16 protein-coding genes are annotated in these 24,361 nt (G+C 51.7%); 10 read left to right on the forward strand and 6 right to left on the reverse strand.

Going from position 1 to position 24,361, the window contains the following annotated elements; translation table 11 throughout:
* Positions 1-95 precede the first annotated feature (95 nt).
* Both EFB08_RS15905 and mscL read left to right on the forward strand, forming a co-directional pair.
* The gene (locus EFB08_RS15905; RefSeq protein ID WP_123127902.1) at positions 96-587 is read left to right on the forward strand and encodes an RDD family protein; all 492 of its coding nucleotides are present in this window, start codon (positions 96-98) and stop codon (positions 585-587) included.
* A gap of 48 nt (positions 588-635) precedes the next feature.
* Entirely contained in the window at positions 636-1,061 is a 426-nt protein-coding gene (gene mscL / locus EFB08_RS15910; protein WP_123127903.1) for a large-conductance mechanosensitive channel protein MscL, read from the forward strand.
* A 94-nt stretch (positions 1,062-1,155) separates the two neighbouring features.
* On the opposite strand, the gene rlmN is transcribed toward mscL, so the two are convergent.
* From rlmN to EFB08_RS15925, 3 genes are all read right to left on the reverse strand, one after another.
* Positions 1,156-2,238: a 23S rRNA (adenine(2503)-C(2))-methyltransferase RlmN gene (gene rlmN, locus EFB08_RS15915; RefSeq protein ID WP_123127904.1), complete on the reverse strand. Its 1,083-nt coding sequence runs from the start codon at positions 2,236-2,238 to the stop codon at positions 1,156-1,158.
* A 21-nt stretch (positions 2,239-2,259) separates the two neighbouring features.
* Entirely contained in the window at positions 2,260-2,688 is a 429-nt protein-coding gene (locus EFB08_RS15920) for an acyl-CoA thioesterase (protein ID WP_123127905.1), read from the reverse strand.
* 153 nt (positions 2,689-2,841) lie between these two features.
* On the reverse strand, positions 2,842-4,263 hold the full coding sequence (locus EFB08_RS15925) for a T9SS type A sorting domain-containing protein (protein WP_165864918.1): 1,422 nt from the start codon (positions 4,261-4,263) through the stop codon (positions 2,842-2,844).
* 246 nt (positions 4,264-4,509) lie between these two features.
* Between EFB08_RS15925 and EFB08_RS15930 the strand changes: the two genes are divergently transcribed.
* Positions 4,510-5,499, forward strand: a complete 990-nt coding sequence (locus tag EFB08_RS15930; protein ID WP_227006358.1) for a S66 peptidase family protein — start codon at positions 4,510-4,512, stop codon at positions 5,497-5,499.
* Positions 5,500-5,614: 115 nt separating this feature from the next.
* Here EFB08_RS15930 and EFB08_RS15935 read toward each other — a convergent pair whose 3' ends face one another.
* From EFB08_RS15935 to EFB08_RS15945, 3 genes are all read right to left on the reverse strand, one after another.
* On the reverse strand, positions 5,615-6,625 hold the full coding sequence (locus EFB08_RS15935) for a M28 family peptidase (protein ID WP_165864919.1): 1,011 nt from the start codon (positions 6,623-6,625) through the stop codon (positions 5,615-5,617).
* Positions 6,615-8,108 (reverse strand): cysteine--tRNA ligase, encoded by a 1,494-nt coding sequence (gene cysS / locus EFB08_RS15940; protein WP_123127907.1) that lies wholly within the window; start codon positions 8,106-8,108, stop codon positions 6,615-6,617. Before cysS ends, EFB08_RS15935 begins: the two co-directional genes overlap by 11 nt.
* A gap of 645 nt (positions 8,109-8,753) precedes the next feature.
* Entirely contained in the window at positions 8,754-9,860 is a 1,107-nt protein-coding gene (locus EFB08_RS15945; RefSeq protein WP_165864920.1) for an endonuclease/exonuclease/phosphatase family protein, read from the reverse strand.
* Between the two features lie 237 nt (positions 9,861-10,097).
* Here EFB08_RS15945 and EFB08_RS23995 point away from each other — a divergent pair, with 237 nt between their 5' ends.
* The 7 genes from EFB08_RS23995 to gcvH all read left to right on the forward strand — a co-directional run bounded on the left by EFB08_RS23995 (position 10,098) and on the right by gcvH (position 24,355).
* The gene (locus EFB08_RS23995) at positions 10,098-10,484 is read left to right on the forward strand and encodes a Sec-independent protein translocase subunit TatA/TatB (protein WP_123127909.1); all 387 of its coding nucleotides are present in this window, start codon (positions 10,098-10,100) and stop codon (positions 10,482-10,484) included.
* A gap of 3 nt (positions 10,485-10,487) precedes the next feature.
* The gene (gatA, locus tag EFB08_RS15955) at positions 10,488-11,924 is read left to right on the forward strand and encodes an Asp-tRNA(Asn)/Glu-tRNA(Gln) amidotransferase subunit GatA (RefSeq protein WP_123127910.1); all 1,437 of its coding nucleotides are present in this window, start codon (positions 10,488-10,490) and stop codon (positions 11,922-11,924) included.
* Positions 11,924-13,504, forward strand: a complete 1,581-nt coding sequence (locus tag EFB08_RS15960) for a lytic transglycosylase domain-containing protein (RefSeq protein WP_123127911.1) — start codon at positions 11,924-11,926, stop codon at positions 13,502-13,504. Before gatA ends, EFB08_RS15960 begins: the two co-directional genes overlap by 1 nt.
* A gap of 223 nt (positions 13,505-13,727) precedes the next feature.
* Positions 13,728-15,998 carry an NADP-dependent malic enzyme gene (locus EFB08_RS15965; protein ID WP_193553976.1) on the forward strand — a complete coding sequence of 757 codons (2,271 nt, stop codon included), beginning with the start codon at positions 13,728-13,730 and terminating at the stop codon, positions 15,996-15,998.
* A 156-nt stretch (positions 15,999-16,154) separates the two neighbouring features.
* A complete protein-coding gene (ruvA, locus tag EFB08_RS15970; RefSeq protein WP_123127912.1) occupies positions 16,155-16,748 on the forward strand; it encodes a Holliday junction branch migration protein RuvA in 594 nt (197 codons plus the stop codon).
* A 103-nt stretch (positions 16,749-16,851) separates the two neighbouring features.
* Positions 16,852-23,916 carry a T9SS outer membrane translocon Sov/SprA gene (sov, locus tag EFB08_RS15975; protein ID WP_227006359.1) on the forward strand — a complete coding sequence of 2,355 codons (7,065 nt, stop codon included), beginning with the start codon at positions 16,852-16,854 and terminating at the stop codon, positions 23,914-23,916.
* A gap of 58 nt (positions 23,917-23,974) precedes the next feature.
* Complete coding sequence (gene gcvH, locus EFB08_RS15980) at positions 23,975-24,355, forward strand: glycine cleavage system protein GcvH (RefSeq protein ID WP_123127913.1); 381 nt, start codon at positions 23,975-23,977, stop codon at positions 24,353-24,355.
* Positions 24,356-24,361 lie beyond the last annotated feature (6 nt).

A 24,361-nucleotide genomic window follows, 5' to 3' on the forward strand; every position in this document is an offset into this window, starting at 1 on the left:
TTCACTACCAGGATATTTAAGGGAAATACGTCTTGTCTTTTGCTGAAATAATCCTATCTTGAACACGTACTAACCTAACTCTAACCCTTTACCTTATGGAAAACACCACTACCCAGGATTCATTTTTCTCTGACATCTATGACACTTCCCATACAGTAGCGTATGCAGGTTTCTGGATCCGGTTTGTCGCGGTTATAATTGATGGCTTCGTGCTGATGATTCCCAATTGGATTATCAGCACTGTTTTGATTGGGGGCACTGCCGTAGCGACAGACGCCGCTAATCCTTTCGCCATAATAGCAGCCATGTCTACTTCCATCGCCATCACTTCTATCCTGCAAATCCTCTACAAGTCCATTATGGAAAGCTCGTCTTGGCAGGCCACTTTGGGTAAAAGGGCCTTAAACCTGAAAGTAACCGATGAGCACGGGCAGCGCATTTCCTTCGGGAGGTCTTTGGGAAGGTCTTTCGCTTCTATCCTGTCTACCATGGTGATGTTCATCGGGTATATCATGGCAGCCTTTTCATCGCGCAAGCAAGCTCTGCACGACAAAATCGCCAGCACGTTGGTGGTAAAAAACCGCTAATCACGCTTTCTGTATTTCTTCTTTTCCTAACCTTTAAACCATACCATTATGTCCATGACATCTGAATTCAAAGAGTTTGCCATGCGGGGCAACGTAGTAGATTTAGCGGTTGGTATTATTATTGGCGCTGCGTTCGGGAAGATAGTCACCTCGTTTGTGGAAGATATCCTGATGCCTCCGTTGGGTATCATGGTGGGGGGAGTAGATTTCAAAGACCTGAGACTGATACTTCGGCAAGGAGTCATGGGCCCAGATGGGAAATTAACGGACGTGACCCTGAACTATGGAAATTTCATCCAGAGCATCATTGACTTCCTCATCATTGCCTTCGCTATTTTCATGGTGGTGAAGGTGATGAACACCCTCAAACGTAAAAAGGCGGCCTCGCCTGATGTTCCTCCCGCGCCGACCAAGGAAGAAGTTCTGCTCACTGAGATCAGAGATGCGCTCCGTACCTCGCCGCGGCAACTGTAAACCTATTTAGAGCTTATTTTCCTAAAAACAGGCCTAAAACAGAAAGAGCCACCTCAAGGGGTGGCTCTTTCTGTTTCTATCATTTGGCAAACGCCTAGGCTTCTGTTTTCTTGTCTTTGATGGCTAACTGCCCGCAAGCAGCGTCAATGTCTTTTCCGCGACTGCGGCGCACGTTCACCTGTACGCCTCTGTCGGCTAAGTAGCGCATAAATGGCTCTAGACGGTCATCAGATGACTTTTTGAACTGCCCTCCCTCAATAGGATTGTATTCAATGATGTTCACCTTGCAAGGGATAATCTTGGAGAACTGCAGCAATTCCTGGGCATCCTCGATATTATCATTGAAGTGGCTGAGCAGGATGTACTCATACGTTACCTTGCGGCCGGTTTTCTGGTGGTAGTACACCAACGCTTCCTTCAAGGCCTCCAGCGAGTTGGTCTCGTTGATGGGCATGATCTCGTTGCGCTTGGTGTCATTGGCGGCGTGCAGACTAAGGGCCAGATTGGCTTTGATGCCGTCATCGGCCATTTTCTTGATCATCTTGGCAATGCCGGCGGTACTTACCGTAATGCGGCGGGCTGCCATGTTCAGTCCATCGGGCGCGGTGATCCGCTCAATAGACTTCATCACGTTGGCATAATTCAAAAGCGGTTCGCCCATGCCCATGTACACGATGTTGGTCAATGGCCGGTTGTAGTTGTTCTCGGTCTGTTCCTTGATGCGCACTGCCTGGTCATAGATCTCATCAGCGTTGAGGTTGCGGATGCGGTCCATCTTGCCGGTGGCGCAGAAAGAGCAGGTCAACGAGCAACCTACCTGGCTGGACACGCAGGCGGTCATGCGTTTGGGGTGCGGAATCAGCACGCCTTCCACAATGTTGCCGTCAAAGAGCCGGAACGTGGATTTTATGGTATAATCTGAACTCAACTGGCTGGTGTTCACTTCCACGCTGTTGATGGTGAAGAAACGCTCCAGTTTCTCGCGCAGCGGCAGACTGATGTTGTTCATCTCCGCGAACGAGGTAGCCGTAAGTTTCCAGACCCACTCGTAGACCTGTTTGGCGCGGAACGGCTTCTCGCCATTTTCCGTCATCCAGGCCTTCAGTTGGTCCAGAGACAGTTTCCGGATGTCCTGCCGGTTCAGAATCTCGATATCTGGGATCAATGTGGTACTCATACTACAAAGGTACAAAATATCTTACGCTTTAGTTTCCAGACGGTCTAAGGCTTCTTGCGGAATAGTTTTTAGCTTACGCAGCTGGTAATCAAAGCACAGCATCCCGGTTTTAGCGTGGGCTATTTCCTTGCCGTTTTGGGTAGAAAGGCGGTAAACCAGATCGAAGCCGTACTTGCTGAACTCGGTGGCCTGCACCTGCACGGTGAGCACATCGCCGTAAAATCCCTCACCTTTGTACACGATTCCCACGTCTGACATAATGAGCCCAGCCCCGGCAAAATCCATTTCAGAATAGCCATGTTCTTTCAGGAATCTAACGCGCGCCTCGTGCAGGAGACTCAGCAAAGCATCATTGCCCAAATGGCCGCCATAATTGAGATCAGTGATCCGGATGGGCATTTCGGTCTGGAAAGAGAAACTGGCGGGAAGGTCTATTTTGATACGGGCCACTGTTTAATTAGGAATTAGGAATGTAGAATTTGAATCAAAGATAAGTTACGGCTTAGTGATGGGGGCATTTTGAGGCTGTTTTTAGAAAAGGCACAAAAAAGCCCCGGCGCTTTGCAGAGTCGGGGCTTTTTCTGGTTCTCTTACGAAGAACGGTTACAGCTTTACAATTTTCTGGCTGCGCACGCCGGTTTTAGTCTGAATCTGCAAGATATAAGTCCCGGCCGGAAGGTGAGAGATATTGATTTCCTGTCCTTTGGCCGGATTGGTCAAGGAGGTGGTGAACAAGGCTTGCCCGGCCAGACTCATTACTTTGGCGGTAGCGCCATGGTTTTGGTCTAACCTGATGGAAAATTTGCCAGCCATTGGATTTGGATACACCTGCAAGGCTAGTTTTTCCAGGTCTTCTTTAGCTGAGAGCACTACCTGGAAGTTGCTGTACACATACCGATCCTGGTTCACGTACGCACCCTCCACAGATCCCTCAGACGTGGGTTCCCACCGTTGGAAGACAACCTCGGCCATGTTGCCGTTGCTGTCGTAGGTGCGGAGGTATTTGAAGCCGTTCTCAATAACCCAGGCCCCATTCACCCAACTCTCCTCCACCCCAAGAATCAGATTTCCCTTCTCATCGAAGGTATCGGCATACCGATACGCATTCACCCACGCGTTATTTACCCACTCCTCGCCCACTGCCACATAACTATCGTTGGCCGAGTAAGTCCTGGTTTCCTTCAGTAAATTCACCCAGCCATTATTTTCCCGTTCCTGATAGGTGTAACTGGCTAGTTGCCACGTCTCGGGATCAGAGAAATTGGTGTTTTCAAAGCTGTGCCAGACGATATCAGTGTACCGCTCAAAATCTTTCCAAGCATTGTTTTCCCACTCCTGGTAGGTCACTGAAATCGGGCGATCACTTCCGGCAGTGTATCCGAGTACGGTTCTATCCTCTATTACCCAAGCATTGGTATCCCAGCCATAGGCGGTAATGTCGGTAAGATGGCCGGCTGTATTGTAGGTAAAGACTTGCTTTGTGGAGTTGCTCCAGACTCCGTTCTTGTGGAACTGGGAAACAATGCTGGCTACCTTGCCATTGGTGTAGGTATAAGCGTCTCGGAAACCGTTGGATAGAATCCAGGCATCGTCTGTCCAGTAATATTGCAGGTCTTCGGTGACGTTCTTGTGGGTATCATAGGTGGTGTTGAACCTAGAGAAATTGGTGTTATCGGCTTGGGTGGTGAAATCCTCGGTCAGCAGGCCGTTTGTATTGTACGTATAGGCATGGTTATACCCCAACACCCAGGCGTTAGTGGTTGCGTTCCAGGAGTATTCTTGCGCGGAGCGTGGCTGGGTGGCACCACTCTCTCCGGTCCGGAGGACCCGCTGCTGGGTTTTGGCACGAGCATCCTGGGACGAAACCTTAGAGATAGTGCTGGCTTTTCTGGATCTAAGGCCCGTAGCGAATTCCCGTTTGCCTTGGGCAGCCCCGTTGAAAGCGAGCGCCAACAAAAGGCACCCCACCGCCGAAGCCAGGCGCCAGTTCACAGGAATAATGCTCTTAGGGTAAAGTTTAATCATAGAAGTTTGTTTAAAGCACAGTAAACCCAGGCAAGAAACCAAGTACATGTTGAATCCTCTGGGCTCCCGAACACAAACCTACATCAAGCCCCACACATCTTCAATACCTAGCTTTGTGTAAATATTCGTAACCTTTTCATCTTTAGACAATTACTACAGCCTAAAATTCTGAAAAATGGTAGTAGAAACCTGGAAAATGTCTCTCGGAGAAATACCCTTCTTCCTGGGTGAAGAAAGACCCGCATCTTGTACGTAAAAATACGGCTATTGGCCATCATCCCTGAAGATTTCCTTACTTTAGGGGTTCATTCCATTGATTTACCCACCGTGACCATACCCGCCCTGCAGAAAGGAGATACCGTTAGCATTGTCTGTTTAGCCCGAAAAGTAAGTTTAGAAGATATCCAGGAGGGCATTCGTTTATTAGAAGCCTGGGGCCTGCGGGTAATACTAGGCCAAAGTATTGGAGCGGAAGACGGTTATTTCGGCGGGGCCGATGCCGTGCGCCTCACTGATTTTCAACAGATGCTGGACAACCCCGAGATAAAAGCCATCTTCTCTGCCCGAGGCGGGTACGGCACCACCCGCATTCTGGATCAAATAGATTTCAGCAGCTTACAGAAAAATCCTAAATGGGTCATTGGCTTCAGCGATGTTACGGCTATGCTCTGCCATTTGCACGCATTAGGCCTGGAAAGCGTCCACGGTACCATGCCGCTGCTCATGGGCAAACCAGATACGCAGGAAGCCGATGACACACTTTACCAAATCCTCTTTCACGAACCACTTCCCTACTCTCTTCCGGCCCACCCCCAGAACATTCTAGGCTCCGCCACCGGTCAAATAATAGGCGGTAATCTGATTCTGTTGGACACCATTTCCGCTACGGCCTCAGACATGGATTACACGGGCAAAATCCTGTTTCTGGAAGATGTGGGTGAATATTACTACAATGTAGACCGCGTTCTGGTGCACCTGCGCCGCCAAGGAAAACTTGCAAAACTAGCGGGATTAATCGTGGGCCAATTCTCAGACATGAACGACACCGCCGTTCCCTTCGGGAAAGATGTGCCGAAGATTATTCTGGAACACTGCGGAGGCTACGGCTACCCTATCTGCTTTGATTTCCCGGTAGGGCACGTGGCAAGGAATCTGGCGCTGGTGGTAGGCCGTGAGGCTACGCTGCGCGTGGAAAACACCGGCGTTTCCCTGGAATATACCCCTACCCGCTTTTAACCCCTTTTCAGGAAACTGGGCTTAAAATAGCTTCTCCTTTCTGAAGCAGGGATAAAACAAAAGCCGTTTCCCGGCTGATTCCCGGAAAACGGCCTCAAAATATAACCGAGTTATTTTATTGTTCGGTCATGACCACATGCAAAACAGTTTGGCCTACTGCTTTCAATGTATTTCGGTCAATGATGTCCATGTTATCCGTCTGCCGGTGATGATACGGCCCGAAGAATCCGTCTGGGCTCGTAGGGTCATAGGCAATGATATCGGCCATCCGGATGTTGGCGTGCTGGATGATGTAGGTATGATCATCCGTAATACCGGGGCTATCCTGGAACGGGAAATAGTCTGAGTACCCGATCTGGTTGGCCGTGCGCCACACTTTCTCCACTACATCGCCGGCGTATGCCCGGCTCGTTTCTTCCCGCGCAAATCTGGAACCCTTCGCCCCTACCATGTCCAGCAGAATGCCATAATTAGGGGAGTAGCCTTTTGGCATCAGGTTTTTGGCCCAGTACTGCGACCCCAGACACCAGGTATCTTCTTTGTATTCGCCGGTGTTATCAGGCTGACCGTAGTCTTCGCCGTCAAACAACATGAGGTCTACGCCCACATTTCCCGTAAGCGGATTGGCCTGAAGTTGCCGCGCAATCTCCAGCAGAACACCCACGCCGCTACCACCATCATTGGCACCGTCGTTGGGTTTGGTGGGGTTGTTCGGGTCTTTGTCAGCGACGTGGCGGGTGTCCCAATGGGCGGCGAGTAAAATACGCTTGCTGGCCTTGGGGTTGAACTGCGCCATAATATTTCGCAGGCTCAAGGCCGTACCATCATACGCTTTGGCAGTGAAAGACTGCACTTGCATGGTGCCTCCGTATCCTTCCAGCTTGCCAATGAGGTAATCGCCGCAGGCTCGGTGCGCCGGGGTATTAGGCACCCGAGGTCCAAACGAAACCTGCTTCGCCACAAACTGATAGGCCGAATCGGCGTTGAAAGCGGGCACGTTCTCCTTGGCGGCGGTGGCGGGTTGCTCAGCTGTGGTGGTCGCCTCAGAGTTCGTCTTTTTGTCGCAGGCCGGAAGGCTGGCGGCGAGTAGCAGGCCTAACGCCAGAACTTTCATGTTATTCTTCATAAGCCCAGTCAATACCGGTTTTCATGTCTTTGATCACAATGCCCTGCCCTTTCAACTGCGCCCGGATGACATCTACCTTGCCGTAATCTTTGTTTTCCTTTGCTTCTTTGTAAAAGCCCAGCACTACGTCTAACAGCGATTGTGCATCGGCGGTTTGCTCTATTTTCAGGCCTAATACGTCCAGCACCAAGCTGCGGTATTGGGTGCGCATCTGCTCAAAGGTCTCAGCAGAAATGGTCTCCAGCTTGAAGCCGCCAGTGTGCATGCTGTTGATTTTCTTAAGCAGGTTGAACAAGGCCGCAATTGATTTGGCGGTGTTCAGGTCATCGTTCAAAGGCTCAAACAACTCAGCGGTCAGCTTCTTGATTTCCTCTTCGGCTTTGGCGTCTACCGTCCCGGCCGTTTCAGGGTATTGCAGTTGATCCAGGATGCGCAGACCGTTGATGACTTTCAGGTAGCCTTTACGAGCGGCCTGCAAGCCTTCATTGCTGAAGTCCAGGGTGCTGCGGTAATGGGCCTGCAGAATGAAGAACCGCACCGTCATGGGCGAATACGCCTGCTGCAACGCCTCGTGACTACCTGTAAAGAACTCGCCCAGCGTAATAAAATTGCCCAGCGACTTGCCCATCTTTTTCCCGTTGATGGTGATGAGGTTGTTGTGCACCCAAAAGCGCGCGGCATCGGTGTGGTTGTGGCTGGCCTGGCTTTGCGCAATCTCGCACTCGTGGTGCGGGAACATCAAATCCAGTCCGCCGCCGTGGATGTCAAACTGCTTGCCCAAGTACTTCCGGCTCATGGCCGAGCACTCCAGGTGCCAGCCCGGGAACCCTTCTGACCAAGGCGAGGGCCAACGCATGATGTGCGTGGGCGATGCTTTCTTCCAAAGCGCGAAATCCAACGGTGAGCGTTTCTCTTCCTGTCCTTCCAGGTTGTCGCGGGTATTGGACAGCAAATCCTCAATCACACGGCCCGACAGCTTACCGTAGTTGTGCTGGTTGTTGTAGGCGGGCACATCGAAATAAATAGACCCGTTGGATTCATAGGCTAATCCGTTTTCCAGAATTTCCCGAATCATTTCAATCTGTTCAATGATGTGGCCTGAGGCGCGGGGCTCAATGTCTGGCGGCAACACGTTCAGGCTGGTCATGTCCTGGTGGAAGCTGTTGGTGTATTTTTCCACCACTTCCATGGGCTCCAACTGCGCGGCTTTGGCTAGTTTCTGGATTTTATCTTCGCCTGAGTCGGCATCGTTCTGCAGGTGGCCTACATCGGTGATATTGCGTACGTACCGCACTTTGTAGCCCAGATACTGCAGGTAGCGGCGCATCACATCAAAGGTGATGTACGGCCGAGCGTGGCCCAGGTGCGCATCGCCGTAGACGGTAGGTCCGCAGACGTACAGGCCTACAAACGGGGACTCTATTGGGGTAAACGGTTCTTTGGTCCGGGTGAGGGTATTATATAAAGACAATGGGTGGTTCATGCGGCAAAATTATAAAACTTACTGGTACTTGTGGTAACGGTACGGAGTTCGTGGGTTTACGCTGCTTTTTTCTTTACCTTTTGGCAAGGGGGGTGTTGCGTTTAGGGCTTGTTTTAGGGGAAATGGGCGGAAAGCTGGTTTCTTTTGGGTGGATGGGGTTGTAGGGAGGCAATTGGCTTTTGCTTACAAAGAGCCTTTGTATTTTGATACCATTGTCCTTTTTTACTGGCGTGGCTCCGCCGTTTGCGTGAGTTTATAAGCTTTCTTGTTGCATCGTTTCCCTCCGAGCGCTCACGGCCGCGGGGCCCCGCCTTCCGGCATCGCGCTGCGCCAGCTTCCTTTGCTCCTTTCAGTCGCAATGCCTCACGGCACCGGAACCTGACAAGGCGCTCAACCGAAAGGCTGGATAAGGGATTCGCCGGCAGGACCTCAGACCTCCCAGTGTCCGGAGGTCCTGCGAGGTCTTCTTTGCACAAGACGGGCTCTTCTGTAGAGACGCAATACCTTGCGTCTTCCACGCACTGTTGCTTTTACATGGTTCAGGTCTGTGACTTGGACCCAAAATGACCGGCAGTTTGTAACTGCCGTGAGGCGAGCGCCTCAAAACGGTTTAAAACCTGTTTTCAACAAAAAAGCCTCAAAACATCAATCTCCTTCCTCTGCGGCAGGAGCATTCAGCACGTAGGTAGAGGTAAGTGGGAAATGGTCAGTGAACTGGATTTGGTCCAAGACATCGAACTGAAGTAGTTCCAGGCGGTCGCTGAAGAATTGGTTATCTATCCGGATGGGGAGTTTGCCGTTGTAGGTGAATCCAAAGCCGTTGCCGCCTTCCTCGAAGCCGTTCTTCAGATGGCGTCGAAGTTGTTGGTAGGTGTAGGAACTGGGCAGATCGTTGAGGTCGCCGCAGAGGAGTACGGGGTGTCTGCTTTCCTGGATGTGCTCCAACAGTTTGTTGACTTGGTGGCTTCTCGCGATGAACCCACCTTTGAGACGACGGGCAATGTTACGGCCTTTGGTTTTTAGGCCTGCCTCGCTCTGCACGGCGGCCTCCACATCTTTCTCTTCTATCGCCATGGATTCCAGGTGCATGTTGTACACGCGCAGGGTGTCCTTTGACGGAAGTTTCACATCCACGAAAATCACTTGGTTTTTGGTAGGCCGGTCAAAGGAGACGGTCCCTTTCTTCACGATGGGGTATTTGGAGAAAATCGCCAGGCCAAACTCGGCCCCAATATTATTGGTCAGCGCTTTCCCCACATAGATTTCCCGCTTCTGCTGCTTGCCTACCCGTTTGCGACTATCCCAGGTTTTGTGGCCCTTTTCGTTGTAGAACTCTTGCAGGCAGAGAATATCGGCGGGGTGCTCGGCTACCCACTCCATCTCTTTCTCGGGTAAGTCCGGGTCAGCCTCGTGGAGGTGTTTATAAACGTTGAAGACGCGCACGTTATAGCTCAGAACTTTGATTAGTCGGTCTTCGGGGGTGAGGCTTTCGTTTGTACCACTCAGGTTGAAGTAGCGCGTGTGCTGTCCCCAAAAGAGGAAAATGAGCAACGCCGGCCATAACGCCCACACCGGGCGATGCCACAGCCACAGCAACAACAGCACGCCGTTCATGACCAGAGCTCCGGGCAAAGACATGGAGATGAAGCCGGCGGGCCAGAAAACGTGCGGCGGCACGTACTGGCATCCTACTCCCAGTAATAGCCACAGGGTTGACAAAGACGTAAGAAAAGAAAGAAGCTTGCGGCGCACAGAGAAAATTTTAATCGCAGAAGTAAACCTACGCAAAAAACCGGAAGCAGATGAAAAAACGTAGGTTCTGGCTCCTTTGCGGGTATTTTCTGGGAAACAGGCCAAAAATGGATTATAAATATACTGGGTGTTTTGAAATACCCCCATCTACCTGTCCGTTTTAAACTTGCCCAGATGTGCCTTGTAATTGAAAATTATACCCTAATTTTACATTCTTAACACCTTATTAGTAGAGCTATGTTGTTATCCAGCTTATTATTTATCGGCAACTTAGGAACCGGCGAGATGATCGTTCTTGTGTTAATCGTTTTGTTGCTGTTTGGCGCCAAGCGTATTCCAGACCTGGCCCGTGGCTTAGGGAAAGGAATCCGGGAGTTCAAAGACGCCACCAAAGAGATCAAGAACGACATTGAGAACGCTGGCACCAATGACCAGCATTCCAATACCCAGAACAGAAACAATTATAACAATGGCCCGGGCTACACCAACCCAAACCCAGGTTATAACAATCCTAATTACAACAACAACGCACCTTATACCAACGGTGCTCCTTACGGCAATGCGCCTTATGACAATGCGCCAAATGCCAACCCAAACCCTACTACCCATAACCCGAACGTTTAATACATGCGTTATACATCCCTTGACGCTATCCGCGAGGAGATAGGCAGAGGCGCACTCTCCTGCCGTCAACTTGTGGAGCGTTACCTGGAGAACATCAACACCAAGCGTCATCTGAACGCGTTTCTGGAGGTGTTTGAAGAGGAAGCCCTTCGGCAAGCCGAAGAAGTGGATGCCAAAATGAAAGCCGGCACGGCCGGCAAACTGGCCGGAATGGTGATTGGCATCAAAGACGTGCTGGCCTACGAGGGCCACACGCTCCAGGCTTCCAGCCAAATCCTGAACGGTTTCAAATCACTTTACACCGCTACCGCCGTGCAGCGCCTGCTGGCCGAGGATGCCATCATCATTGGGCGCCAGAACTGCGATGAGTTTGCCATGGGTGGTTCCAACGAGAACTCCTCTTTTGGTCCTGCCCTTAACGAAGTAGACAACACCCGCGTGCCGGGTGGCTCTTCAGGTGGTTCTGCCGTGGCTGTACAAGCCGACCTTTGCTTAGCTTCTATTGGCTCAGACACCGGTGGTTCCGTGCGTCAACCGGCTGCGTATTGCGGTGTAGTGGGCATGAAACCTACCTATTCCCGTATCTCACGCTATGGCCTGATCGCCTACGCTTCTTCTTTTGACCAGATTGGTGTTATCACGCAGAGCGTGGAAGACGCTGCCCTTCTCTTGGAAGTGATGGCGGGCGCCGATGAGTTTGACGCCACCGTAAGCCAGCGTCCAGTTCCTGCCTACAGCCAAAACCTGACCTTTGACCGCCCTGCCCGCATCGGGTTCATCCGTGATTCTTTCGAGAGTCCGGGTTTGAATGCTGAGGTAAAAGCAGCCGTGCAAGGTGTCTTGGATGGGCTTCAGGCTGACGGCCATACCGTTGAACCGGTGGAATTCCATTTTTTAAATTATATTGTGCCAACCTATTACATCCTGACCACCGCCGAGGCCAGTTCAAACCTGGGCCGGTACGATGGGGTTAAGTACGGTTTCCGGAGCCAGAACGCGACGGATTTGGCTTCTATGTACAAGAAAACCCGTTCCGAAGGCTTCGGGAAGGAAGTACAGCGCCGCATTATCCTGGGCACCTTCGTGCTCTCCGCCGACTACTACGACGCTTACTACACCAAGGCGCAACAAGTACGCCGCCTCATCAAAGAGAAAACCGATGAGCTTCTGAGCCAATACGATTTTCTGATTCTACCTACCACCCCTACCACTGCCTTTAAGATAGGGGAAAACACCAAGGACCCGCTGGCCATGTACTTGGAAGATATCTACACGGTACAGGCAAACCTGGCAGGCATTCCGGCTATTTCGTTACCAATTGGCACAGACGCCGCAGGGCTCCCAATTGGGGTACAGCTGATGACCAAAGCTTTTGGCGAAGAACAGTTACTGGCCTTCTCCAAACAACTGATGAACCATCAACCACACCTAACCGCCTAATGCGCAAAACTACCCTTCTTACTGGCCTTGTACTTACACTAGGCCTGGGCTCTGCCCTGCACGCCCAGGAAATGCCGACACTGGAATCTCCAGTCGTGCAAGTAAAAGACACTACCAAGGTACTTGTTGACTCTGTAGAATTCATTCCGGTAGAAACCGATGAACTGATTCAAGACCGCCTCAGCTGTCTGGAGCAAGAGATCCCCCTGGAGTTCAACAAGCAGGTAAGAGGGTTGATTGACTACTTCACTATCCGGAACCGGAAATACACCCGGCGTGTGTTAGAGCGCAAACCCATGTACTTCCCTATGTTTGAGAAGTACCTGGCCAAGCACAACATGCCCGATGAGTTGAAGTATTTGGCAGTGGTAGAATCAGCGTTGCTGCCTAAAGCAGTTTCTTCGGCGAAAGCGGTTGGTCTGTGGCAGTTTATGGACTTCACTGGTCGTGAATTCCGCCTGGTGCAGAACCATTACCTGGATGAGCGCATGGACCCGGAGAAATCTACAGAGGCAGCCTGTAAGTTTTTGAAGCAGCTGTACCGCATGTTCGGGAGTTGGGAAATGGCCTTGGCAGCGTATAACTGTGGTCCGGGTAATGTTAGGAAAGCGATTACGCGCTCTGGCGGAAAGAAGACGTTTTGGGGCATTTATCCGTATTTGCCTAAGGAAACGCGTGCCTATGTTCCGTCTTTCACGGCCTTGGTGTATGCTCTGAACCACGCCGAGGACCATAACCTCCATCCTGCCAAGTTGCAGATGCCTATCGCGGTAGACACATTGCTCATCAGTCAATCATTGGATTTAAAACTGTTGGCCAAGCAACTGAATCTGCCTGAAAATCAGATTGTGGACCTGAACCCGGCGTTGAAGTTGAAGCACATCCCGGAGAACGTTTCTAACTTCCCGTTGCGCATTCCGGCTGATGTTCGTTCGTTCCTGGCGGAGAACCGAATGGCTATTTTGGACTCGTCTCGCTATAGAGCTCCTTACAAAGCTCCGGCCAGAACCAAGCTGCCTTCTTTGCAGGAGGCCTCTCCTATCATCCTGGCCAAAGCAGAACCTGTTCCTACAGACAGCTCGCTGAAAAAATCTTTCTACACAGTGCGCAACAATGATAACCTGTCTAAGATTGCGAAAGAGCAGAACGTAACGGTAGAACAGCTGAAAGCCTGGAACAAAATCTCAGGAAACATGCTGACGGCTAATCAGAAGTTGGTGGTGTTCAAACCAGAAGCTCCGGCAACGCAGGACGTGAAACTGAAAGAAGGCCCGGCAACGGAGACTACTTTGCTGGCCTCGGCAGAGGAACTTCCGGCTAATACAGGCAAGAACGCTGGTCCTAACGCCAATGACGTGCCCAAGGAGAGCGCCGCCATCGTGATGGTGTCATCTAAGCAGGCATCGGCTAAGAAAAAAGCAGAGATTGAGAAACCGCAGACCGTGCACCACGTGCAGCCTGGTGATACGCTCTGGAACATTTCAAAGCGCTACAATAACGTGAGCGTGGAAAAACTGCGCAAAGCAAACAAACTGAAAGGTGACGAATTAAAGCCCGGCATGAAGCTGATTGTAGGCTGATACCGCACTTAGTATAAAGATAGCATCTCTGGCTCCGGCTTGAGATGCTATTTGTTTTTAAGGTGTTTAGGGCAAAAGAGGCCTAAAACAGAAAAGGCAGAAAACAGGGCGCACTTGGCGAATTGAAAAAAACTTATCAATTTGTATTGAATCCCTGTCAACCTAGCGTTGGTTTGGCAACAGAACCCCCATAGATCAAAACACGACAACTGAAGGAAAGGACATGATTAAAATCAACAAGGAAGACGCGCTGAATTATCACAGCCAGGGACAACCGGGCAAGATAGAGGTAGTGCCTACCAAACTGGTGAGCACGCAGATGGATCTGGCCCTGGCGTATTCGCCGGGTGTGGCAGAGCCTTGTAAAGAAATAGCCGCGAACGTAGATGACGTTTACAAATATACCGCCAAGGGTAACCTGGTGGGCGTAATTACCAACGGAACCGCCGTTCTGGGCCTGGGCAACATCGGTCCGGAGGCTTCCAAACCGGTGATGGAGGGGAAAGGCGTTCTCTTCAAGAAATTCGCGGGCATTGACGTGTTTGACATTGAGATAAACGAAACCGACCCTGAGAAATTCATCCAGATCGTGAAGTCGTTGGAACCTACGTTTGGCGGCATCAACCTGGAAGACATCAAAGCGCCCGAAAGCTTCAAGATTGAGAATGCCCTGCGCGAGCAGATGAACATTCCGCTCATGCATGATGATCAGCATGGCACCGCCATTATTTCCAGCGCGGCCCTGTTGAACGCCCTGGAAGTAGTGGGCAAAGACATTGACAAGATCAAGATGGTGGTGAACGGAGCCGGTGCAGCCGCTATTGCCTGTACCAAACTCTACCTGGAGTTGGGTGTGAACATTGACAACATTGTCATGTTTGACAAAGACGGCATCATCAGCCCAGAGCGCAACGACCTGGACATCTACCGTGCCCAGTTTGTGACCATGCGCAAAATCAGCACCCTGGCCGAGGCCATGGAAGGAGCCGATGTGTTTGTAGGTTTGAGCGCCGGCAACGTTTTAGCGCCTGAATTGGTGAAACTGATGGCAAAAGACCCCATCATCTTCGCGCTGGCGAACCCAGATCCGGAGATTGCCTACGAAACCGCCATGGCCACCCGCCCAGACCTGATCATGGCTACCGGCCGGTCAGACCATCCTAACCAGGTGAACAACGTATTGGGCTTCCCTTACATTTTCAGGGGAGCTCTTGACGTGCGGGCCACCGAGATCAATGAAGCCATGAAACTGGCTGCCGTGTATGCGCTGGCAGACCTGGCCAAAGAAGGGGTTCCGGACATCGTGCACAAAGCCTACGGCGATAACTCCATTGCTTTCGGACGGACGTATCTGATCCCGAAACCCTTGGACCCGCGCTTGATTACCACCATCAGTCCAGCCGTGGCCAAAGCCGCCATGGACTCGGGAGTAGCCCGTTTCCCTATCACCAACTGGGACCGGTACCATCAGGAATTGCAGGCCCGCATTGGCATTGACCAGAAACTGATGAACCGCGTGCTTACCCAGGCTCGTCAAAATCCAAAAATAGTGGTCTTCGCCGAGGCCGACAATTACAAGATTTTGAAAGCGGCGCAAACGGTTTTGGAGCAGAAACTGGCCTACCCTGTTTTATTGGGTGAGCGGGCCCGTATCGAGGCGATGATTGCCGAGTTCAACATGGATCTGACCGGAAGCGTGATCATTGATCCGCGCGAGGAAGACGCCAAATGCGAGGAATTTGCGCACCTGTTGTATGAGAAACGGAAACGTAAAGGCCTCACGCTTTTTGACTGCCGTAAACTGGTGCGCGACCGAAACTATTTTGGTTGCATGATGGTAGAGACCGGCCAAGCCGATGCCTTGATCTCGGGTCTTACCCGCGAGTACTCTTCTACCATCAAGCCGGCCCTGCACGTGATTGGCGTGGAGGAAGGCGTGAACAAGGTGGCGGGCATGTACATTATCCAGAACAAAAAGGAGCCTTACTTCTTCGCCGATACCACCGTCAACCTGCAACCCACCGCCGACGATCTGGTGGATATTATAGGCTTGACGGCCCGCTACGTACGTTTCTTTGACCGGGAACCCCGTATCGCAGTGCTTTCGTACTCCAACTTCGGGTCCAGCGCCGGGCAAGTGCCTACCAAAACCCGCGAGGCTACCCGCCTGGCCAAACTTCGCTACCCAGACCTGATCATAGATGGCGAGATGCAAGCCAACACCGCCCTGAACCGTGATTTGCTGCGCGAGCACTATCCGTTCAGTGAACTGGCGAACGTGGGGGCCAACACCCTTATCTTCCCAGGTCTGGCAGCTGGTAACATCGCTTATAAACTTTTACAGGAAATTGGCGGTGCCGAAGCCATTGGCCCTATCCTGATGGGCATGCGTAAACCGGTGCATATCTTGCAGTTAGGTTCCTCCGTGCGGGAGATCATCAACATGGTGGCCATTGCCGTGGTAGATGCCCAAACGTGCAAGGCAAAACTCTAAATAGTACTACTACGTAGTGGCTTTATCTTTACTGCAGGACAATTCTAAGGTCCTGCTATTCTACATTCTGTTTTTAGCTTGTTTCCTTAAAATGGGCTGAAAACAGAATGTTTTTATTATCTTAATTCTGATTTCACTTCTTATTCCGCTGATCACATGATCGCATATTTAGATGGCCGCTTGGCTCAGAAAGACCCTACGTTTGTGATCATTGACGTGGGCGGCGTAGGCTATGAACTTCGTATTTCGCTTAACACCTACGGGCAATTGCCGGAGGGAGAACGTTGCCGTCTTTACACGCATCAGCACATTAAGGAAGATGCCCACACCTTGTATGGCTTCGCAACCCTGGCAGAGAAAAGCGCTTTCCTGCACTTGATTTCTATTTCAGGGGTAGGACCTAATACCGGCCTCATGATTCTTTCCTCGCTCACCGTGCAGGAAGTACAGCAGGCCATTGTGCGGGAAGACATACGCACTATTCAACAAGTAAAAGGAATTGGCGCCAAGACTGCGCAACGAATTATTCTGGAACTCCGCGATAAATTCAGGAAAGGGCTAGGGCCAGATGCCGTCAGTGTCACTTTTGGTGCGGCACACAATACCTCCAGAGAGGAGGCGTTATCAGCATTGGTGACATTGGGTTTCGCAAAGAATATAGCCGAAAAAACCCTGGATACTATCATTAAGCGGGAAGGCACAAACCTAACCGTGGAAGAAATGATCAAGTTCGCTTTGAAGTCATCATAGGTAAACTTCCCCATTATTTGTGTTTTATAAAAGAAAGCCTCACATTCTTACAGCCGCAGTAGGGTTGGTGTCGTTGATGGCTTGGCTCTCCCAGGCCGAGCCTATGAGTTTGTATATAGCAGGTGCCAGCACCTCGCTTTTAATGTTGTCTGAAGGAGATGCTGAAGTACAGGACACTACCAAAAACCAGGGATACATTCCTTCCCGGCGTCCTAAACTGATTTTTGATGATCGGCGCGGAGATCCCTTCTCTAACAGATCTACCCTGTCTCCGCTTTTACTGCCGGTGCCCAAGAACGTGGAGTTGCAGGTAGTCCCCGATGACAGTTTAAAGCGGTATGAGATCACGGAGCAGATTGGCGGGTATGACTACCGCAATCCCAGCACCATGACCTTTGAGGAATACTCCCGCTACCAGCAGCAGAAGGCTATCAAGGATTACTGGCGCTCTAAATCGGCGAGTCTGGATGAGCAGAACCCTGCCGCTCCCAGCCGTCGCTTGGTACCCACGCTTAACTTAGGGGGCCGCACGTTTGACCGCTTGTTTGGCGGAAACACCGTAGATATCCGACCCAACGGTTTGGCTACTTTAAAATTCGGCGCCCTTTTCAATAAGAACGAAAACCCAGCCATTCCGCTGCGTCAGCAACGCATAGGCGATTTTGAGTTCGACCAGAGCATCGCCCTTAACATTGACGGCCGCATTGGGGAGAAAATGCGCATCACCGCCAACTGGGACACCAAGGCCAACTTTGACTTCGAGAACAACCTGAAGCTGGAATACACCGGCTACCCAGAGGAAATTATCCAAAAAATTGAGGCCGGTAACGTAAGCTTGCCGCTGAACAACTCCCTTATCTCAGGCGGCCAGAACCTCTTTGGGTTGAAGGCTCAACTGCAGTTAGGGAAACTGTCTGTAACGGCTATCGCCGCAAACCAACGTGGAAGCATGGATGCGATAGATATCCAAAACGGGGCCCAAAACAGACGGTTTGAGCTTCGCGCCGATGACTATGACCGTGACCGCCACTTCTTCCTGGCTCAGTTCTTCAGAGGCCGCTATGATCAGTCCCTCCGCAACCTGCCTTTGGTGAATTCCGGCATCGTCATCCGTCGTCTGGAGGTGTATATCACCAATGATAACCGCGCTACCCAGAACCTCCGGAACGTAGTTGCCTTGATGGACTTGGGCGAGCCACAGCCGTTTCGGAATCGTTTCAACACCAACTTGCCCGCAGGCTCCGGCGCCGGGAACAACCAGAACAGCCTGTACGGAAGCCTTACCAACCGGATCAACAATCAGGTAGATAATTTCCTGGAGGGTTTTGGTCTGAGCAAAAACAATGACTTTGAGCACGTTCGGGCCCGCCGCCTGGACCAGACCGAGTATAAATTCAATCCGCAGTTAGGGTACATCTCTTTGAACGCCGCTTTGCTGCCAGAGCAGGTGTTAGGCGTGGCGTTTGAGTACACCTTGAATGGCCGTACCTATAAAGTGGGTGAACTGCAGGAAGATTACCAGAACGTTCCAGAAGACCAGGTCATCTTCCTGAAGTTGCTACGCGGCACCAACCCGGGGCTGAACACCCCTACCTGGGACCTGATGATGAAAAACGTCTATGCCCTTAACGCAAACCAAATTGAGCGGAATAACTTCCAATTGAACATTGCCTATAAAGACGATGCCACCGGCGGCGACCTGACCAGTCTGCAGGATGAGTCCCGTTTGAAAGGTATTCCGCTGATTCAGGTGTTCAATCTGGATAACGTGAACACCAACAATGACCCACCGCGCGACGGTAACTTTGACTTCTTGTCTGGCATCACCATTGACCCGGAGAGCGGCCGTATCTTCTTCCCGCAGGTAGAGCCGTTTGGGTCTTACCTCCGCTCCCGCTTCACGCCGGGCCAGGAAGACCAATACATCAACAAATACGTTTTCCAGGAACTCTACGACTCCATCCAGACCGATGCGCAGCAGTTCGCCCAGAAAAACAAGTTCTTTATCCAAGGCCGGTACCAGGCCTCCAGCACCGATGAAATCACGCTGCCCGGCATCCGGATTGCTGAAGGATCGGTGGCCGTTTACTCGGGCGGTACGCGCCTGGTAGAAGGCCAGGATTACCAGGTATTCTATGATTTAGGCCGCGTAAAGATCCTGAACCCAAGTTATCTCAATAGCGCCAGCAACCTGCGCGTGACCTATGAGAAAGCCGATATCCTGAGTGTGCAACCCCGAACGCTTTTGGGTGCCCGTTTTGATTACAAGGTAGACAACGACCTCATCTTAGGAGCCACGGTGCTGCACCAGGGCGAACGGCCATTTATCCAGCGGGTGAACATTGGGGACGAGCCCAGCAACAACACCATCTACGGGTTTGACATCAACTACCGGCGCGAATCCCGGTTGCTTACCCGCCTCACAGACAAACTGCCCTTCCTGGAGACAAAAGAGCCTTCTGCCATTACCTTAGGGGCTGAGATTGCCCAACTGGTCCCGCAGAAAACAACTTTTGTGGGAGAAGACGGGGTTTCGTATATAGATGATTTCGAGAACGCCAAAACGCCTTTTTCTTTAGGAGGCTTCAATACCAATGCCTGGCGTTTATCGGCTACTCCTGCCCCACTCCTCAACGGTACCTCTGGTCTGGCCTACGCCTATAACCGGGCTAAACTGGCCTGGTATACCATTGACCAGATTTACTACACGGCCAACGGACTTCGGCCTAACAACATCACCCGCGAAGAACTGGAGAACCACTACGTGCGGGGAATCCAACGCCGCGAGATCTTCCCGAACCGTGACCCTGAGACCAACAACTCGTTTGAATACACCTTTGACCTGGCTTATTACCCCAAGGAGCGCGGGCAGTACAACTACAACCCAAGTGTTTCGTCAGATGGCCGGTTCCTGCAAAATGATCCCCGCAGCAACTGGGCCGGTATCAGCCGGGAGATTTCCTTTGACAACAACTTTGACAACGCCAACATTGAGTACCTGGAGTTCTGGATGCTGGATCCCTTCATCAAGGGGGAACAAGGACGGAAGATCATCACCGGCTTAGATGATGCGCGCAACAGCCAGGACGAAAACGGCAAACTGGTCTTCAATTTAGGAAACATCTCTGAAGACCTCCTGAAAGACCAACTCTACGAATTTGAGAACGGCTTGCCCACTGACGGAAACCTGCAGGCCACGGAGCCAACCGCCTGGGGTCGGGTAACCCGCAACCAGTTCCTGACCGATGCCTTTGACAATGAACCCGGCTCCCGCCCCTTCCAGGACATTGGTTTGGATGGCTTGAACGACAATGACGAGCGTGCCTTCTTCCAGGGCATCTACAGCACCCTTGATGACCCTTCCGCCGATAACTTCCGCCACCACTTAGACGGGTCTTATGATGCTGCTAACGCCGGGGTATTGGGCCGTTACAAGAACTTCAACGGCATGCAGGGTAACTCTCCGGTGAACAGTGAGCTTTCGTCCAACGCCTTTCCAGACAAAGAAGACCTCAACAAAGACAACGTCATCAGTGACTCAGAGCAATACTACGAATACAACATTGACCTGAGGCCAAACCGCTTGGCCGTAGGTGACAACTACATTGTAGACAAAGTAGACTCCACAGACGCCAACGGCAATAGAATAAGCTGGTACCAGTTCCGGATTCCGGTAAGAAAACCTACCGGCAACGTGAACAACATGCAGGGCTTTAAGTCTATCCGGTTCATGCGGATGTATACCACCCAGTTTGCTGAGCCGGTGGTTTTGCGCTTTGCCCAGATGCAGTTTGTTTCAAACCAGTGGCGTACCTACAATTCCATTCTTTCTAACGGGGCACCCTGCGTAGGCGACTGTGACTCTGATGCCTCTTCTTTTGCGGTGTCTTCGGTAAGTATTGAGGAAAACGGTGAGGTAGATGCCGGTACCATTCCGTACGTAGTGCCACCGGGGGTAGAACGCCAGCGGGATTACTCCTCGGCAAACAACCGCCGCCAAAACGAGCAGTCATTGCAGCTCACCGTTGAGAACCTGCGTGACTCTTTCAGCAAGGCCGTGTACAAGAACGTATCGCAGGACATGCTTATCTACAAGCGCCTGAAAATGTACGTGCATGCGCAGAGCCCAAGCGGCACCCAGGACAACGAAGTAAACGCGTTCATCAGAATAGGTACAGACTTCACCCAAAACTACTACGAGTTCTCTATACCGCTGAAAATGACGCCGCAGGGCAGTCGTGATCCTTACCAGATCTGGAACGAGCAGAACTTCATTGACGTGGCCTTTGATGAGTTTGTGCGATTGAAATCAAGACGGAACCAAGCCAGCTTCCCGCTGAACCAGGTGTTTACCGAGGCCCGCGATGACGGCAAGGTATTCAGAGTGATTGGTAACCCGGATTTCAGTGACGTGCAGAGCCTCATGATAGGGTTAGAAAACCCAGCCTCGCCAGACAAAGCCGCGCATTCGGTGACCTTGTGGGTGAACGAGCTGCGTGTGTCTGACTTTGACCGTACCGCTGGTTGGGCCGCTACTGCCCGCGCCAACGTGAAATTAGCTGACTTCGCGAATATCACCGCCACTGGTTCTTACACCACCGTAGGCTTTGGCGGCATTCAGCAACGCGCGGCCCAAAGAGCCCGTGAGACCACCGGACAGTTTGACATCACCGCCAACGTAGCCGCCGAAAAGCTTCTGCCTTCGGGCTTAGGCTTGGTTGTTCCTTTGTCTGTACAGTACGGAACCACCATGAGTGAACCGCGTTATGACCCACTGGACCGGGACACCGAGTTGGACCTTTCGCTGCAGAAATTCGAAAACGGCTCAGAAAAGGAAAGGTACCGCAAGGAAGTTGTAAGCCAGACCACCACCAAGAGTGTGAACCTGCTCAACGTTCGGAAAGAGAAAACCGATCCGGAGGCCAAGAGCCGCGTGTATGACATAGAGAACCTCTCCTTCTCTTATGCTTACACCGAAGTCTTGCACACCGACATTTCCACCGATCGGAATTACTCTAAAACCTACACCGGCGGTATTGCTTACAATTTCAACAATACCCCTAAAAACTATACGCCGTTTGCCAATGTCAAAGCGTTCCAGTCGCCGTACCTGCGCTGGCTGAAGGATTTCAACTTTACCCTGCAGCCTAGCAGAATATCGGTAAGGGCCGATCTGGACCGCCGCTACAACGAGACGTTCCTACAGGGCCGTACATCGCCGTACAGTCTGCCAGACACCGCCGGTTTCCTGCCTACTTTCCAGAAATCGTTCTTCTTCAACCGCATCTATGACGTGAAGTGGGATTTGACCAAGAGCCTGACGCTGGATTATACCGCCACTAACCGGGCAGTGGTAGACGAGCCTAACGGGCGGATCAATGAGGAGATAGATACCTTACGCTGGAAAAACGAGGAAATCTGGCATAACCTGAGACGTTTTGGCCGTAACACCAACTTCAACCAGGTAGTAGCACTCACCTACCGGTTGCCGCTGGATAAGTTCCCTCTCACTGACTGGGTTTCTGCCGATGCGCGTTACCAAGCGGGCTTCACGTGGACCTCGGCGTCTACCGCCCTCAGCCGAAACGACACCCTGCAATTAGGAAACACTATTGAGAACAGCACCGAAACCAGTCTGAGCGGTAAGCTTGACCTGGTTCGCCTGTACAACAAAGTGAAGTTCCTGAAAGCCGCCAACGAGGCATCCCCGCAACCAAGCGTGCGCCAGCAACCGGCCACGGTAAATGGCCAGGCCGCCGCCGCTGACACTACCCGGCAGGGAGGCATGAAGGTAGTGAATGGCATTCTGCGGGCCCTGATGTCAGCGAGGTCTGTTAACTTCACGTACGCCCAAACCCAGGGAACCTTGCTTCCGGGCTTCCTGCCTACGGCCAAGAACTTCGGGCTCGCCGATGGGTTTGGAGCACCCGGTCTGGACTTTGTGCTGGGTAAGCAGTTTGAGCTGGATGACCTGTATCAGCGCGCGAACCGCGAAGGCTGGTACACTGACAGCAGCCAGTACCTAAACACGCCGTTAAGCTCGCTCACCTCCACGAACCTCACGGCCCGAGCCACCATTGAACCATTCAAGAACTTCATTATCACCGTGGATGGAATTATGAACCGGTCTGAGATTGACGAGGTGTACTACCGCCGGGATTCTGCGTTGGTAGTGCAGCGCCAAACGCCGTTTACCACCGGTTCTTACCGGGTGTCCTTTATCTCGTTACAAACCTTGTTTGAGTCTGGCCAGGGAAACAACTCACCGGCTTTCGAGAACTTTATCCGGTACCGGGCCGAGGTGGCCAGCCGTATGAACTCTGCCAAAAACGGACCGGGCCTGTACGGGGTCAACTCACAGGATGTGCTCATTCCGGCGTTCCTGAACGCGTACCAGGGCAAGGATATCAATGGTTTTAAAGCCAAAGCAACCACTCCCTTCGATGCCCTTCCGCTGCCTAACTGGAACGTGGTGTACAACGGCTTGTCTACATTGCCTTTCTTCCAACAGTATTTCAGTTCGTTCACGTTAAACCACGCCTACCAGTCTACGTACTCGGTGGAGAACTTTAGCACGGCGCTGGACTACAGCTTTAAGCCTGCCGGCTTCCCAGACAGGGCGAACGAGAAAGGCGAAGTGATTCCGTACTACATCGTGAGCCAGGTGGCCATCACCGAAAGCATGGCGCCGCTGGTAGGTATTAACTTCCGGACGAAAGGCCAGGTAACCGGCCGCGTAGAGTACAGAACCCAACGCAACCTGTTGCTGAACATGACCAACGCGCAGGTAACCGAGAACGGCATCAAAGACGTAGTGATAGGCCTTGGCTATACCACCACCAACTTCAAGATTCCGTTCCGCCTGGGCGGCTCGCGCCGAACGCTGGAGAACGAGCTTACCATGCGCCTGGACTTTACTTTCCGTGACAATGAAACCATTCAGCGCACCATTGCGGTAGACAACAACGGAAACGAGTACCAGAACAACCTGACCACCGCCGGCGCCTTGCAGGTGCAGATCAGGCCAACCATTGATTACGTGGTAAGCCAGCGCCTGAACCTGCAGTTCTACTACACGCAGAACATCAACGAGCCTAAAGTGGCCAACGCGTTCCGCAACACCGTGACCGAGGGCGGCATCCAGCTTCGGTTCAGTTTATCTGAATAAGGCTTGCGGCACGTACTAAAAAGAACGTATTTTTGAATCAAACTTAATTTAATCTCTTATGAACTTCCCTGAGGAGCTGAAATACACCAAAGACCACGAGTGGATCCGGATTGAAGGCGATGTAGCGTACGTAGGTATCACTGATTTCGCCCAGCGCGAATTGGGTGACATTGTGTATGTAGACATTGACACCCTGGACAAAGACGTAGCCAAAGAAGAAGTATTTGGTACCGTTGAAGCGGTTAAAACCGTTTCTGATCTGTTCAGCCCGCTTTCAGGCCAGGTTTTGGAAATCAACGATAAACTGGACGGCAGCCCTGAACTGGTGAATTCTGATCCTTACGGCGATGGCTGGATGATCAAAATGTCTATCTCTGACCAAGCTGAACTAGACGAGCTTCTTTCTGCCGGTGCATACCGCGAGTTGGTAGGCGCTTAACATATT

Origin of the sequence: Rufibacter latericius (genome assembly GCF_003721515.1) — a bacterium.
GTDB lineage: Bacteria > Bacteroidota > Bacteroidia > Cytophagales > Hymenobacteraceae > Nibribacter > Nibribacter latericius.

Bases quoted from the DNA above. Each gene is read 5' to 3' on its own strand.
- EFB08_RS15905 (WP_123127902.1), top strand. From the start codon at position 96: ATGGAAAACACCACTACCCAGGATTCATTTTTCTCTGACATCTATGAC.
- mscL (WP_123127903.1), top strand. From the start codon at position 636: ATGTCCATGACATCTGAATTCAAAGAGTTTGCCATGCGGGGCAACGTA.
- rlmN (WP_123127904.1), bottom strand. From the start codon at position 2,238: ATGAGTACCACATTGATCCCAGATATCGAGATTCTGAACCGGCAGGAC.
- EFB08_RS15925 (WP_165864918.1), bottom strand. From the start codon at position 4,263: ATGATTAAACTTTACCCTAAGAGCATTATTCCTGTGAACTGGCGCCTG.
- EFB08_RS15935 (WP_165864919.1), bottom strand. From the start codon at position 6,625: ATGAAGAATAACATGAAAGTTCTGGCGTTAGGCCTGCTACTCGCCGCC.
- cysS (WP_123127907.1), bottom strand. From the start codon at position 8,108: ATGAACCACCCATTGTCTTTATATAATACCCTCACCCGGACCAAAGAA.
- EFB08_RS23995 (WP_123127909.1), top strand. From the start codon at position 10,098: ATGTTGTTATCCAGCTTATTATTTATCGGCAACTTAGGAACCGGCGAG.
- gatA (WP_123127910.1), top strand. From the start codon at position 10,488: ATGCGTTATACATCCCTTGACGCTATCCGCGAGGAGATAGGCAGAGGC.
- EFB08_RS15960 (WP_123127911.1), top strand. From the start codon at position 11,924: ATGCGCAAAACTACCCTTCTTACTGGCCTTGTACTTACACTAGGCCTG.
- EFB08_RS15965 (WP_193553976.1), top strand. From the start codon at position 13,728: ATGATTAAAATCAACAAGGAAGACGCGCTGAATTATCACAGCCAGGGA.
- ruvA (WP_123127912.1), top strand. From the start codon at position 16,155: ATGATCGCATATTTAGATGGCCGCTTGGCTCAGAAAGACCCTACGTTT.
- sov (WP_227006359.1), top strand. From the start codon at position 16,852: ATGAGTTTGTATATAGCAGGTGCCAGCACCTCGCTTTTAATGTTGTCT.
- gcvH (WP_123127913.1), top strand. From the start codon at position 23,975: ATGAACTTCCCTGAGGAGCTGAAATACACCAAAGACCACGAGTGGATC.